The 16,482-nt window shown below is 60.2% G+C and carries 2 protein-coding genes; both read right to left on the bottom strand.

From position 1 onward, the window contains the following. On the bottom strand, positions 1 to 5,074 hold a 5,074-nt coding region (locus C8D90_RS18605; RefSeq protein WP_115459963.1), incomplete at its 3' end, for an SDR family NAD(P)-dependent oxidoreductase. Positions 5,075 to 5,094: 20 nt separating this feature from the next. After that, positions 5,095 to 15,801 carry an SDR family NAD(P)-dependent oxidoreductase gene (locus C8D90_RS18600; RefSeq protein ID WP_147291387.1) on the bottom strand — a complete coding sequence of 3,569 codons (10,707 nt, stop codon included), beginning with the start codon at positions 15,799 to 15,801 and terminating at the stop codon, positions 5,095 to 5,097. Positions 15,802 to 16,482: the final 681 nt, after the last annotated feature.

The following is a 16,482-nucleotide window of genomic DNA, read 5'->3' as shown; positions in this document are numbered from 1 at the left end:
CTGCCGCTGCGGCTTCCGCATCCAGCAATGCCGCCAGGGCGTCGGCGTCGCTGAGCGCGTCGCGGTCAAGGAGCAGCGTCTGGCAGCGCAGGTGCAAATACTCCTGCTCGACGCTGCGCAGCAACGCATGCAATCCCTCTGCGACGGATTCCCCATCCCGCGCATCCACCACCAGAGCGATCGACAAGGGCTTTCCACCCGGTTGCGCCAGCCGCTCTTGCAGGTGCGTCATCAGTTGTTCGGCATACTGGGTATAGCGCTGTGCCGGCGATCCTTCGGCCGTCAGGCGTACGCACGCCTCACCGAGGCTGACATCACAGGAAAACAGACAAACGTCGCCGGCCGGTTCCGTCGCCTGCAACGGCTGCTCAACCCAGTACGGCGCAGCCAGAATCATTTCGTCCGCCCCTGTCGGCTCCCCGGCTTTACCTGTGGCGTTTGCACGATGCAGGAACGCGGGCTGCCAGTAGGATTCGCGGGCAAACGGATAGCCCGGCAGGCTCAGCCGTTTCGGTTTCGTCTCTCCCCACAGCAAAGCCCAGTCAACGTTGCCGCCCTGTATCCAGCGCCCGGCCAGCCAGCGGCATTTGTCCGCCCCCCCGGTTCCTTCAGGCACGGCATGCGATGCGTTGTCCATCATCATGATTTCCAGCGTATCCTGACCGGAGCCGGTTTCGCCCTGCCAGACCGGTATCTGCGGCGGGACTTCACCATCTTTCAGCGCCTGCAATCCGAGCAGCAGTTGTTGCCGGGAATCCACGAGCAGCGCCAGCCGACAGGCCATCGCTTCACGCCCGGTTTGCAGGGTGTATGCCAGATCGGCCAGATTCACGTCATGCTGCGCGGCAAAGGTGTGCAGCCGGGCGACCTGTTCCAGCAAGGCGTCCTGGGTACGTGCCGACAGGACTATCAGTTCGGCGTCGTTTGCCGGGGTTTCCGCACCCGCGGCACCGGTATATTCCTCAATGATAAGGTGCGCGTTGGCGCCGCCTGCGCCGAAGGAAGAAATACCGGCAATACGCGGATACTCCCGCGTGATGCCGTTAATCGTCACACACGGACGCGGCCAGTCGTCGTTGTGCTGCTGCACCACAAACGGCGTCCGGCTGAAGTCGATATGCGGGTTGAGCGCTTCGCTGTGCAGGCTTTTCACCCGCTTGCCGTGATGCATTTGCAGCAGAACCTTGGTCAGCCCGGCGATCCCGGCTGCGCTTTCGCAATGGCCGATATTGGATTTGACCGAGCCAATGGCGCAGAACTGTTTGTCCTGCGTTTGCAGGCCGAACGCTTCGCTCAGCCCGCTGATTTCGATAGGATCGCCCAGCGCCGTGCCGGTGCCATGCGCTTCGATATAGCTCACGCTGCGCGGATTTACCCCGGCGTCATGCAGCGCCTGGCCGATCATTTCGGCCTGCGCTTTCGGATTGGGGACGGTATAACCGCCGGTTCTCCCGCCATGATTCAGGGCGCTGCCCTTGATCACGCCGTAAATATGGTCGCCGTCCGCCACCGCGCGCGCCAGCGGCTTGAGCAGTACCGCGCCGATGCCTTCCGCATCGGCAAATCCTTCCGCCCCGGCCCCGAAGCTGCGACAGCGGTTATCAGCAGAGAGCATGTTTAAGCCCGACAGGGTCTCAAACTGCCGCGTGTCGGCAATCAGATTGACGCCGCCGGCAATGGCGCAGTCAATCCGGCCTTTAGCCAGGCTGTCCAGCGCCAGATGGATGGCGCTCAGCGACGAAGAACAGGCCGTGTCGACCGCCATACTCGGCCCCCGGAAGTCCAGGGTAAACGAGACGCGGTTGGCAATTGACCAATGGCCGGGCTGCGCACTGTATGCGTTGTTCATCACGCCGACAAATACCCCGACCCGGTTCTGCGGCGACAGGCTGCGCGGCGTATAGCCCGCATCTTCAATCACGTGCCAGGCGCATTGCAGGAACAGGCGTTCCTGCGGATCCATCAGTTCCGCTTCCCGGGGCAAGATATGGAAAAACAAGGGGTCGAAACAGGCGATGTCGTCAATGAAACCGCCCTGCTGCGCAAACGCCTCTCCCCAGCGTTGCGCAGGAACCCGGGTAATGCAATCGATGCCCTGTTCGAGGTTGTGCCAGAATTGGGTCAGATCGGCGGCGCGGGGATAACGGCCGCTGATGCCAATCACGGCGATGCCGTCAGAAGGCGGCGATAACAGCGTTTCCGTGGCCGTTTGCGAAGAGAAACGACGGCGGATACGGCGTGGCCTCGCCTGCGGGGAAGCTGCCTCCCCGCCGGACGCTTCCCCACCGGACGCTTCGTCCAGCCAGCGCTCCAGCGCCGTCTGTTGCGTCGCGGCAAAATAATTCGCCAGTTTTTCAATCGTCGGGTATTCGAATAACAACGTGGCGCTGGTGTCGGTAAAAATATTACCCAGCCTCTTCGACAGTTGCAGAGCCATGATCGAGTCAACACCATAGCTTCCCAACGGAACCGCCGGATTGATTTTATGAGGCGGAATATTGAGCATTTCCGCCACCATTTCACGCATCCGTTTTACCGCACGGATTGCGGATCCGCTGCTCTGCGGCGTTAACGCGTCCTGCACAGCGGACGTCTTCGGCGAACCGCTTGCCGCCTGGCTGGCGGGCAGCTGAATTATGCCATCGCTGAACCCTGTGACGATCTGCTGCCCGGCCTCACTCAGTTCCGCCGCCGGCAGCGCCACGCCGGTAAACCCGCTCTCCGTCAGCAAGCGCCGCCAGGTTTCAGCCGCCAGCACCGGCGAGCCGGGCAGGCGTAACGACGAATCCTCAAACAGCCACCAGCCATCAAGCAGTCCGAAAGTCACGTGGGAAAACAAACTGGCGACAGAAACCTCATTGATGAGCAGTAATCCCTGCCGCTTAAGCAGGCTCTTGCAATGGCGCAGCGTACGGCGGATATCACTCGTGGCGTGCAGAACGTTCGTCGCCACGATGATGTCGTAGCTTGCCGGAATAAAATCTTGCCCGGCCGGCGATTGCTCGATGTTCAGGCGACGCGTGACCAGAGCAGGCATCTGCTGTGCGTAATGCGTTCTGGCATGCCGCAGGAAAGCTTCGGAAACATCGGTATAGGCATATTCGTCTATCCGCGCGGCCCAGGGCTTTAACCGGGAAAAAATCTCACGACTGGTCCCCCCCGTGCCGGCACCGATTTCCAAAATACGGAAATGGGCGTCCGGCCGTTGTTGTACGCTGGCCTCCAGCCAGGCGGTCAGCGCATCGGTCAGCAGGGTGTTAAACGAATTTGAGACCGGGTGCTGATGATAGATTCCCTCCACCAGTTTCATGCTGCCCTGGGGAAACATCACCTCTGTGGCATTTTTTTTGCCGGTCAGAATATCGGGCAACGCGCGCATGGTCGCTTCAGCCAGCTGAATTTGCGTACTCAGGCCCGGCGTTTGTTGTACCGACCGGCAATAGTGCTCCCAGGCTTCCCAGGCCTGCGCGAGGTCGGTCACGGGGTGGTCAGGTAAAATACCGGCCTTATCCAATAACATCAGCGCGGCGCTGCGCCAGCGTTGATACGGCAACGGTATGTCGTTACGGATATCCAGCCAGCCCAGCCCGGACAACTGCGTATGGAGCAACACGGCAAGATGCTGCTCCAGCGTCATCAACTGAGGAATGATGGGTTGCGTCGTCTGTATTGCCGCCGTCATGGACAGGGGCGGGAGCGTTACCTCCGGCGAACCCTGCGCCAGCGCAATCCAGTCGGCCTGCCGGTCAACCAGTAAAGGAAACGCATCATCACGCAGCGTTTTTATCAGGCCCAGCCAGGTGAAGGGGCCGGTAAGCAGCCGTTCCAGCGTCGCCATCGCTTCGGGAGGTTCAATAGAATCCACGCCCTGTTTCGCCATCTGTTCACGATAAAACGGGCTTGCTACCACACCGATGCTTCCCCAGTACCCCCAGTGAATCGTTTTAACGGGATAAGGACGCTCGCCGAGGTTATGTGCGAAAGCATCGGCATAACAACAACCAGCAGCGTAATTCGCCTGTCCGGGCGCTTTTGTGAAGCTTTGCAGGGAGGAGAAGTAAAGCTGGAAATCGAGCGGTTCGTGACCGAAAACCGCGTCAAAATTATGGGCCGTGGCACATTTCGCCTGCAGGGCGGCGCTGAAGCGCGCCTCATCCATCACCGCCAACGTTTGGTCGGCCAGGACGATCGCCGAATGCACCAGGCCGTTAATGCGCGGAAACTGCACCTTCAATACCTGATAAGCCAGTTCCAGTTGTTCCCGGTCGGTGGCGTCTGCCTGCAGATAAAGCGGACGCGGCCCCAGCGCAGCCAGGCGCTCGCACTGCGCGGTAATCGTCTCATCTTCCGGCCGGCGCCCCAGCCAGACCATTTGCGCCTGATACCGGCGGATCAGGTACTCGCTGAACGCCAGGCCGATACCGCCCGCCCCGCCCAGGACCACATAAACGCCAGCGCGCCGAAACGCCTCTCCGTTGGGTTCAAACGGACGGCACGGCAGCAGACGAAGACGATACCACCGCCCTTCACGCCACACGCGCGCATCGCCCAGGGGATCGGCCGGACATGTTTGCCAGGGAATATCCTCCGCCACCTGATCGACGGGAAGATCCAACAGGCGGATACGCCAGTGAGGATATTCTTTGGCTAACGCCCCGATCAGGCCATGCACCGCAGCCTGTTGCGGCTCGGCACGCTCCTGACGGCGCACGGCCTGTGCGCCGCGGGTAATCACGGTGAACATCAGCGGACGGTCACCATAGCCTTCCGCCAGTAAGGACTGAATCAAACGCAGGCCGGTCAGGGCCAGATCTCCTGCGCCACCCACCCGCCACAGCAGGTGTTCCGGCGACGCCAGCGCCTTTACCGCCCGGCTGATGGCCCCGGCGTCGGCCTTTTCATCAAGCGCAATGTCAACCGGCTCCGGCCAGGGCGTATCGTCGCCGGATGCCACCTGCCATACGGGTGTAAGCAGAACCTCTCCCGTTAATCCGGGGAAAGCCGGTGTAATCTGCGGACTCAACGACTGCTGCGTGTGATTAGATGCCTGCACGGCCTGCCCTTTAGTATTCATGACCCAGTCTCCACTTCTGTTCAGTCAGTTGCCGTTTCAGTCACCGTTGCGCGAACCGGCGCTTCCCTGAAACTCACGCAGTCAAATGTCAGTACGGTTTTTCCGTGTTCGTCGTAGAGGGCGATGTCCCACTTGCGTACGCCCCCCGCGCTGCTTTGCGCAGGCTTCACCCGCACCCAAACACGGGTTGGAAATGTCTGCCGGCCCGCTATCCGCCGCAGTGCGAAGGGATACCCGATACCGGCATCCGGCCCGGCAAACGCGGCAACGGTTTGCATCGCGCCGTCCAGCAAAGACGGCAGCCAGCCATAGCCATCCCGATAAAGCGCGCCGGCATCCAATTCGCTCAGCGCCCCGCTGCCGTCCATGCATACGCGCTGCACCACCCGCAGGCTGTCACCCAAATCCAGCCCCATAGCGGCAATGCGGGCGTAGAACTCGTCGCTTTCAATAACCTGTTGCGCCAGACAGATGGCGTCGGCCGGGCTGTCGTTGGCATCCGGCGCGTCGGGTTGTGGCGACGTATCCGCATACCCCTGGCAATAGGCCGTGTCATCAGCAGCATCATCACCGTAGATCTCAAAACCGATACGCCCGTCCGGCTGCGGTTCCAGCGCGATATGTATCTGCACCGGCCGCGCTACCGTCAGGGGGCGGACCCATGCCACGTCGTACAACGACACCCCGGTTACCCCGGCGGCCAGGCAGGCCGCCGCCCGCGCCCACTCCAGCAAGACGGCGCCCGGAACGATGGCGCGCCCGTTAACCCGGTGGTCACGCAGGAACCATTCATTACCGTTAAGCATGGTGGTGTAACGCTGTTCGTTTAAATCGGAGGTGTTGCGTTCAATCAATGGATGCAAGACATGCGTACGCCCCGCCGCCACAGGCTGCGGCCAGTAATGCGTTAATTCGAAAGGATACGTTGGCAGGCTCAGGCGCATCGGCCGGGGCTGCCCGGTGTAAAGCCTGTGCCAGTCGATACGGGCGCCGTTGACCCAGGCTCCGCCCAGCGCACGGAGATCGCCCGCCGCCAGCCACGGGCCAACGGCAGCGTCCGCGCGGGCGCTAAGGTTTTCCGCCGTACCACGCCAGACACCGGCGACGCTCTGCGCAGGGCTCAGCAACGCGCTGAGCTTGTCCACCAGCGTTTGTTGGTCGTCCGCGATCAGGGCAAGACGCATCTTCATCGCATCTCGGCCCACTTGCAGGGTATAGGCCAGATCGGCGAGGTTTTGCGGGCCGGAATGCAGGTAATCACGCAGTTGCGCGATCCTTTTACCCAGCGCCCCTTCACTTTGCGCGGATAAGACGATCAGTACCGGGTTCTCCGCTGGGGTCGGCGAATGCTGCGCCGCGGGATACTCCTCCATCACCACGTGCGCGTTAACCCCGCCGAAGCCAAACGAACTCACCCCGGCGCGGCGCGGCAGCGCGTTACCTGCGGCGTCATGCACCGCATGCCAGGGTTGGTTCCGGCTCACCAGACGAAACGGGCTTTCCGCCAGCGCAAGCTGCGGATTGGCCGGCTCGCAGCGCAGGCTGGCGACCAGCTGCCGGTGACGCATCTGCAACAGCACCTTAATCACGCCGGCTACGCCTGCGGCCAGCTCAGTATGTCCGATATTACTTTTCACCGAACCCAGACCGCATCCGGCGACCGGCAGTTGCTGGTTTTGCCCGAGCGCGCCGAACGCCTGGCGCAGCCCCATAATTTCTATCGGGTCCCCCAGCAGGGTGCCCGTTCCGTGCGTTTCGATGTAGCTGACCGTTGCCGGATCCACCCCGCCCTGACGAAATGCCGCTTCGATTACCCCGGCCTGCGAATTAGGATTGGGGGACGTCAGTGACGCTGCGCGCCCGCCATGATTTTCCGCACTGCCCAGCAGCAGGCCGTAAATATGATCGCCATCGCGCCGCGCGGCAGCGAGCGGCTTGAGCATCAGCATGCCGACACCTTCGCTGCGAACATACCCGTCCGCCGCGGCGGAGAAGGGTTTGCAACGCCCGTCCGCACTCAGCATCCCCGCTTCGGCAAAGCTTTGCTGTGCATCGGGAGACATCAGCGTATTTACACCGCCGACCACCGCCTGATCGCATTGCCCGCTGCGCAACAAGGCCATCGCCCGGTGAATGGCGACCAACGAACTTGAACAGGACGTTTCGACCGGTTCGCTCGGGCCATGCCAGTTCAGCCAGTAGCTCATGCGGTTTGGCCCTATCGAACCAACGAGGCCGGCAGTGCTGTAACCGGCGATGGGTTCGCCCGCCTGCGCCAGCAGCTGGCCGTAGCCGGTGCTGCCGGTGCCGACCAGCAACGCGGTATTACTGCCGGAGAGGCTCTCTGTCGAATAGCCCGCATCCTCCAGAACGTGATGGACATACATCATCAGCAGACGCTGCTGAGGGTCCATTGACGTTGCTTCACGCGGCGAAATGCCGAAAAAAAGCGGGTCGAAGCCGGCAACATTATCCAGAATGCCCGCATGGCGCGGGCCGGAATGGGTATGCCAGCGCGCCGGCGGTATTTCGCCGATGCAATCCGTCCCGGCCAGCAGATTGGCCCACAACGCCCCGATATCCGGTGATTGCGGGAAACTGCCGCTCATGCCGATCACCGCAATCGGTTCGGCTGCCGCCGGTGCAGGCGACGCGACCGGATGACGCCAGGACGGAGCCGGTGACGGCTGATCCGGTAGCGCCGGGATTTCCGGCCCGGCCATGTTCAGCACGCCGGTAAACGCCTGACCATGTTCGTCGGCCAGCCTGGCGGCCAGTGCGGCAATCGTGGGCGCTTCAAAAAAGATGGTGGTACTGAGCGCCAGCCCATAGCGCTCGTTCAACTCATTGCCCAGGGTACCCAGATTGATAGAGTCAAAACCGAATTCAGCGAACGGCGCATTACGATCCAACTCCTCTGCCGGCAGCGCGAGATGCCCGGCAATCAGCTCGCTTAATGCCTGCTCAATCAGCGGGATCGTCGCCGTGTCGCCCGGCGGCGATACGGCGACAGGCATCGGTTCCGCGGGTGCGCTTTCGTCCGGCGTCGCCGTTGCCCGGCGTAACGTCACTTCAAGCAGTTGCAGCCCGATGCGCCCTTCGTCATCCGTCAGCGCAATGTCCCATTTGCGCAGCGTCGGCGTGTCATTTGACGCCGGGCGGATAAGTGCATGGGTAAGTACCGGGCAATCGTCCCATGAAATGACGGAACCGACAGCGATCGGCAGTTGCAGTTCGTCGCGCGTCAGCAGGCCGGCGCTGCTTTGCAGCGCGGCATCCAGCAGATCCACCGGCCAGAAATAACCCGCTTCGTGCTGATGTGCCGCCGGCAGCAGTTCTCCGATGGCAATCCCCTCTCCGCTGCGGACCTGACTCACCCGACGCAGAGCGGGGCCGTAATGCAGCCCTGCGCGGGCAAACCCGGCATACAGTACGTCGTGATCCAGGACGGTATCGCAGCGCGCCAGCAGGACGGGCACATCAAACGCTGCCGGAGCCGGCTGGTCGCTGATTACGGCGCTGCCGCGGCCGTAAATGCAGGCGTCATCGCCGTCGGCATAGATTTCATAGTCGATAGTGCCGTCCGGTTGTGACCTGAGCGCAATATGCACGGTCATTTCGCCGTTCACCGCCAGCGGCCGCAACCACGTCACCTGCTTCAGTTGTATGGATTCTTTGCTTTCCAACGCCAGGCTCACCGCCGCGCGCGCCCATTCAAGCTGAACCACGCCGGGAACCACGGCCTGCCCCTGCACCTGATGATCCTTCAGGAACCACTCCCGGCCCGTCAGATACGTGCTGTAACGCTGCCGTTCAAGCGTGGAGGTGTTGCGATGCACCAACGGATGAAGAGGCTTCTCATACGTCCGTTGCGTTTTCTCCGCCGGGGGCGTGATCCAGCAGCGCTCACGCGCAAAGGGGTAGCCCGGTAAATTGAGGCGTTGCGGCCGGTGTTCGCCGTACAGTGCCCCCCAGTCAATCTCGATCCCCTGAACCCATAACCCGGCCAGCTTGCCCAGCTTGCGCTTCTCGATCCACATAGCGCTTAGCTGGCGCAGGTCATCATCGCCATTCAGTACGGAAAGCACGCCGTTTTCCCGTTTCAGCTCCCCGGTGTAGCAGTTCGCGATGTCTTGTTCGCCCGCAATAACGGCGCGCAATTTTTCCGTCAGCATCTGACGGCTTACCGCCAACAGCGCCAACCGGTGCGCCATTTCTTCCCGCCCGGTTTGCAGCGTCCAGGCGACGTCCGTCAGATTAACGTCCCGGCGCTCCAGATAATCCGCCAACTGACTGGCCTGCTGGAGCAGGGCTGTGGCAGTACGTGCGGACAGCACGATAATCACCGGCATCGCCGCTGTTTCACGTCCGCCGGGCGATTGATACTCTTCAACGATCAAATGAGCATTCGCGCCGCCGGCGCCAAATGAAGACAGCCCGGCCAGACGCGGATATTCGCGGGCGGTATCGCCATTCAGCGCAATGCGCGGGCGGGGCCAGGGCCGGTTTTCCCGTACCAGGGAAAACGGCGTATCTGCAAAGTCGATATGCGGGTTGATGACGTCGCTGTGCAGGCTCGCGACCAATTGACCGTGTCGCATTTGCAACAGAATTTTGGTCAGGCCAGCAATCCCGGCAGCGCTCTCACAGTGTCCGATATTGGACTTCACCGAACCGATGGCGCAAAACTGTTTGTCGGTCGTCTGTGCGGCGAAAGCCCCGGCAAGTCCGCCGATTTCTATCGGATCGCCCAGGGCGGTTCCGGTGCCGTGGGCCTCAAGGTAGCTGATTGCCCGGCTGTGAACGCCGGCGGCCTGAATCGCCCGCGCAATAACCCGGGTTTGCGCCTGAGGATTGGGCACGGTATAGCCATGGGTTTTACCGCCGTGATTCACGGCGCTGCCCTTAATCACGCCGTACACCGAATCGCCATCGGCCAGCGCGCGCGCCAGCGGTTTCAACACCACGGCGCCGACGCCCTCGCTGGGCACATAGCCATCGCCGCCGTCGGCAAAGCTGGTGCAGCGCCCCTGTGAGGAAAGGAACCCGGTTTCCGACAGCGCCAGGTATTTATTCGGATGAATATTGACGTTCACGCCGCCGGCGATTGCTACCCGGCACTCCTGCTGATGCAGGCTTTGGCAGGCCAGATGGATCGCCGTCAGCGAGGAGGAACACATGGTGTTGACGGTCAGGCTCGGCCCGCGGAAGTTACAGAACCAGGAAACCCGGTTAGCGATCGAGGCGCTGACCCCCTGCAACACCGGTGATGTCTCTGCTTCATCAATTTTCGGCGTATAGAGCTGATACTCTTCGTTCATTATGCCGACGAACACGCCAACCGACTGCTCCTCATCACCGGACAGGTTGGCGCGGGTATAGCCGGCGTCTTCTATCGCATGCCAGGCGCATTGCAAAAACAGGCGTTCCTGAGGGTCTATTTTTTCGGCATCGCCCGGCAGGATCTGGAAGAACAACGGGTCAAAACATTCCACCCCGTCAATAAACCCGCCCCATTTACCGTAACTTTTTCCCTGTATGCCGCGGCGCTCATCATAAATACGCTGCCAGTCCCAGCGTTCAGGGGGAATTTCAGTAATGCAGTCCCGCCCCTGAATCAGGTTTTGCCAAAACAGATCGATATCTTCCGCCTGCGGGTATCGACCGCTCAGGCCGATAATGGCGATGTCCCCGCCGTTAGCCGTCGCCGGCGGCGGCGCCCCTTTCGGGGGAGAAACCGGTATCGGCATGGCTTTCATTGCGGACGGTTGTGCTACGGACGCCGCCTCTGTTTTGCCAGAATGTTTGCCAGAATGTTTGCCAAAATAGTGCTCCAGCTTGTCGGCATGACGTGCCATCAGGTAGCCGGCCAGTTCGTCAATGCTGTCGTTTTCAAAGAACATGGAAACCGGCAGTTTGCCGAATGCGCCGCTCAGCACCTGAATCCAGGCAACGGCAACCATGGAGTCAAAGCCGTAATTTCCGAGCGGAACAGCGCCGCTGATGCGTGAAGCCGGCAGTTTTATCACGCCGGAGAGTGTCTCTTTCAGGTAGTCGGTTACCGCTTCCCGGCGCTCGTGACTCTCGGCAACCGGTGTGCAGGGCGTTTTCCCCGCAGCGGGCGTTGCCAGAGTGCGCCCCGGTTCCAGCCAGTCACGGAGCCCGGACGGCTCGCCGTGCAAGAGGGCAACACGCGGCGCGGCAAGCGCAAATACCTGTGGCAGCGCCGCAATACCCCGGGCGGCGGGCATGGCCGTTAAGCCGAATGTGTGTTTCAGCAGCGCCTGGTGAGCGGCGTCCAACTGCATCCCGGCATCCGACAACAGCGGCCAGTTGACCGATATCGTCAGCCCCTGTTTTTCGCCCTGGTCAACCTGACGCTGCCGGCAGAACGCCAGTTGGTCAAGGTATGCGTTAGCCGCCGCATAGCCGCTCTGCCCCAGATTGCCCTGGATCGCCGCCAGCGAGGAACAGAGCAGCATCCAGTCCAGCGGCAGGCTGCCGAGCGCCTGATCCAACGCTTCGGCACCCGCGACCTTGGCCGCCATGACCTCGCGCAGGTCATCATCATTCAGGTTATGCAGCAAGCTGTCGCGCTGCACCCCGGCACAGTGCAGAACGCCGTTAATGCGGCCATGATCGGCCATGACAGCGGCGGCCACACGCGCCACCGCCTTAACATCGCTGACGTCCAGCGGGTAAATTTCTACGCGGGCGCCCTGCGCGCGCAGAGCGTCAATCCAGCTCTGTTGCTGTTCTGCCGGCACATGCCTGCCGCTGAGAATTAATACCGGGCGCTTTACCGCTGCGGCAATGGCTGCCGCCAACTGTTGCCCCAACCCGCCCAACCCGCCGGTGATCCAATAAACGCCTTCATCCCGCCAGGGGATCACCGGAGCGGTCTCCTCCGGAACCAACCAGTAAAGTACCGTACGGCGCCCGCCCTGATAGCGTACGACCGGAGCTCCCTGTTGCGCCTCACTACGCAGCACCCCGGCCAGCCGTTCTGCCGCCATCGGTTCATCATCCAGCACCACCGTCTGAATGCTCAGGTGCGAAAACTCCGCCCCTATGCTGCGCAAAAACTGCGCCAGCCCTTGCATCAGGCCGCGCTCTCCCTCGCCCGACGTGACGAGCTGAATCGTTATCGGCGTCGTGGTCTGCCTCAGCGCCGGGCTGTTTTGCAGCAACGCCAGCAGTTGTCCGGCGTACGCCATATAGCGCTGGGCCGGCGTTCCCTGCGCCGTTAAAGGGATATAACGATCGGCGCTCAGGTGTGCCGCCAGTTCCGGCGGGACCGGCGCTTCGCACGTCAGCGTCCACCATGTATGCCACTCCTGTTCCGCGTTCACCGGCAACAGCGGCTGTTCTTGCCAGCCGGGAATGGCCAGCAGCAGTTGTTCTTCCTGCCCGGACGGTTGCCCGTCCAAAAAACGCAGGCTGACGCCGCTTAGCTGTATGAAAGTCCGGCCTTGTTCATCGGTCAGATCGATGTCGTACTCTTCCGCCTGCGCCTTGCGCACCACGGCATACGCTTTCTCCGGCAACCCGCCCGACGACGCCCGGCATTGCGCAACGGCGAACGGCAGACACAGCCGGGTAAATCCGCCCAGCGCAGCACATGCCTGCAATGCGCTGTCAATCAACGCGATACCGCGCAGTTCTGTTGCTAAACCGCTGTTGCTGACGTCAATCTCCGCCACAACGATTTCTTCATTGGCATGCACGGCAACCAGAGCCCGCAACGAAGGGCCGTAATGCATTCCCTGCGCGCTGAAATGTGCGTATTTCTCGTCCAGATTCGCCACCGGACGGCATGCAGCACGCAGCACGTTTATGTCATGACGCCCATCCGCTGCCGGCGCCCCGCCTGATGCAACGGCATATCCACGGCAATACACCTGGCGGCGATCGTCCTGCGCGCCATAAAGTTCAAATGTTATCTGGCCGTCCGCGGACGTTTGCAGCCCGATACGGACATCACACTCAGATTCAACGACCAACGGCCGCAGCCAGGTTACTTCCCGCAGCGCCAGATCTTCACGCCCACCGGCCTGCGCCAGCATCAGCGCGGCGAAAACCCACTCCAGTTGCGCAGCGGCAGGGACAACGCCCTGCCCGTGTACCTGGTGGTCGCGCAGAAATATCTCGTCTCCCGTCAGCCGGGTGGTGAAGCCTGTCTCATGTACGCCGGATATGTTGCTGTGAACCAGCGGGTGCAGACGTCCGGGCTTTCCGTTAGGTTCAGCGGCAAGCGGCGGCAGCCAATAGCGCTCCCTTGCAAAAGGATAAGTCGGCAGGCTCAGACGGAAAGGCCGTTCATCAGGATAAAGCGCGTTCCAGTCTACCTCCGCCCCCTGAACCCAACATGCAGCCAGCTTTTCCAGTTTCTTTCCGGCAACCCAGTTCGCCGTCATTTCGGCGGATGCTTCCGGGGCATCGGCTTCCCCCTGATACACAGAACCGGCGGGCGCGGCGTCAGCTAAAACCGCTTTTATGCTTGCGATCAACGCGGGTTGATCACCGGCCACCACCGCCAGGCGTGCGGCCATGGCTTCACGCCCGATTTGCAGGGTATACGCCAGATCCGTCAGGTTGACTTCGCCGCGGGCGAGGTAGTCATCCAACTGGAGCAACCGTGCCCGCAGCCGATCCCGGTTTGCGGCGGACAGGACGATAAGCACCGGCCCCTGTTGTGCGGGTTCCGCCCGGCGGCGCACCGGAGGCTCTTCGATAATCATGTGGGCATTGGAGCCGCCCGCGCCAAACGATGACAGCCCCGCAATGCGCGGGAAGATCCGTTCTTCGCCATTAACCTTAAGCACCGGACGCGGCCAGGGCGCATTTTCACGCTGGACGAAAAATGGGGTATTGCTGAATTTGATGCCCGGGTTGAGCGTTTCGCTGTGCAGGCTCTTCACCAGCGTTTCATGCCGCATTTGCAACAGCACTTTCGTCAAACCGGCCAGGCCGGCGGCGCTTTCACAGTGGCCGATGTTAGATTTGACCGAACCGATGGCGCAGTACTGCTTATCTGCTGCGTTTGCGCCAAATGCCCTGCTCAGCCCTTCAATCTCTATCGGATCGCCCAGGCTCGTGCCGGTGCCATGCGCTTCTACGTAGCTGACGACCCTGGCATCAATCCCCGAACGATGCAGCGCCTGCGAAATCACGCCGGCCTGCGCTTGCGGGGCAGGAACGCTGTAGCCGTTGGTTTTACCACCGTGATTCAGGGCGCTGCCTTTAATGACGCCGTAAATATTGTCGCCGTCCGCTATCGCCCGCGCTAACGGCTTGAGCACCACGGCGCCGACGCCTTCACTCGGAACATAGCCGTTGCCGAGCCCGGAGAAAGCCATACACCGCCCGTGGTCGGACAGGAACTGCTTGTGCGCCAGGTAGGCATATTTATTGGGATGGAGGGAGAGATTAACGGCGCCGGCAATCGCTGCCGTGCACTCCCCGTTAAGCAGGCTTTGGCAGGCCAGGTGGATCGCCGACAACGAGGAAGAGCACATCGTGTTGAGCGTCAGGCTCGGTCCGTTGAAATTGCAGAAGTAGGAAACCCGGTTGGCGATCGACGCGCTGTTGCTCATAAACAGCCCCAGGTTTTCACCCAAGCTGTATGGCTGGTACTCCTCTACCGTCGTCGCGGCAAATACGCCGATTTTCCGCTCCGGATCCAGCGTGTCGCGGGTATATCCGGCGTCTTCCAGCGCGCCGTAGGCGGACTGCATAAACAAGCGCTCCGCGGGGTCCATCTGTTCAGCCTGATAGGGCGAAAGGCTGAAAAACAGCGGGTCGAAGCAATCTGCATCGCGAATAAATCCGCCCCACTTGCCGTAAATTTTACCCTGAACACCTTTCTCCGGGGAAAAATAGGCGCGCCAATCCCAGCGTTCTGCCGGGATTTCCGTAATGCAATCAATGTTTTCCAACAGGTTGTGCCAAAACGCAGTGACGTTCTCGGCGTCAGGATAGCGCCCGTCCAGGCCGATGATGGCAATATCAAAGGCAGAGCCAGACGGCGTTACGCCTTCCGCCTGTGGAGCCTCCCGTACCGTTTCTGCTGCGTCCGGATCCGGGATACCAAAATGCGCGCTCAATTCCCTGGCGTAATTATCCCGCAGATAGTCCGTAACCCTTTCGATGGTGTAGTACTCGAAGAACAGCGTCACGGGAAGTTCGTCAAAAATGTCCTCAAGTTCCTGAATAATGGACACGACGGCCAGGGAACTGAATCCGTACTCATTGAAAGGCGTGTGATCTTTCAGCGTCTCCGGCGCGACGCCCAGGGTGCGGCCGACCAGTTCGCGTAAATAACGCTTCGTCGCCGCGACCAGAGGATCGTTCTGACGATTTTTTCCCGCGAGGTCAGGAACCGCGCCTGCGGATTTCGCAGCAGAAAAAACGTGGTTTGTTTCCGGCTCATCACCAAGCCAGGCATGCACGTTTTCCCGGCGTGTCGCCAAAAAGTGGTCCGTTATCGACTGTATCGTTCTGTTTTTAAAAATGAAGGTAGAACCAACGCCGGGGAAAATGGCCCCCAGGCTGCCTGCAAGCCGCAGCGCGCGGGTTGGATTGACGCCATAACGTGCCAACGGTTCCTGCACACCGATTTTATCCAGGGATATGTCCAGTTGTTCGGCGATAAATAGCACTAAACGCTGATTCAACCTTTCACTTAACGATGTCGCGTCATTACGTTGTTGTTGCACTACACCCATTTCCGCCTCCTCCGCAAGCAGCACAAAACCGACCACCCGGTTTCGTTAGTCGTCTCCCCGTTGCTGCTAACTAATCAATCCGTAACGCCGAAACATTATTCGGTACAGCCCGAATACTTTCCGGAGTCAATATCTCCCGTGTGAATTAAGAATTTTGGCCAGAGAATCGCTGCTTTATAATGTTTTGTTAATAAAAGCTGCCAATATATATCGCATGAGTAGATAAGAAATATCATTATCAGATTTTACGCCGATATTTTTATTATCTAACTACCGCCAACCGTCGATTTATTATTTTGTGGTATTCACTGACTAACGCCGACACTAAGCCATACCGCGCCAAACCAGCAGTAAAGGTATTAGTTACCGGGAGTACTCAAAGGAAACAAATCACATCGGGAGCATTATGACATACTTAATTTTGATGAAAATCACTCCGCCATTAAAACAGGCTCGGAATCTTCTCAAAATATAGTTATCTCCCTGAAATGATCCTTTTAAAACTTTACCACCGGCTTAAAAAACAATGCAACGCAATGAATAAAAACGATTTTTATCAAAAAAATGATAACGAAAATACACTCTGGATCTATGACAATCGTAATAACATTGATAGAATCATCAACATCATTTAATCCTAGCATCAGTTGATACCAGAATGCTACCACACGTTAATGAGAA

The sequence above is a fragment of the Enterobacillus tribolii genome, assembly GCF_003363015.1.
In the GTDB taxonomy this organism is placed as follows: Bacteria; Pseudomonadota; Gammaproteobacteria; order Enterobacterales; family Enterobacteriaceae; genus Enterobacillus; species Enterobacillus tribolii.
This window is presented reverse-complemented; position numbering and strand designations above follow the sequence as displayed.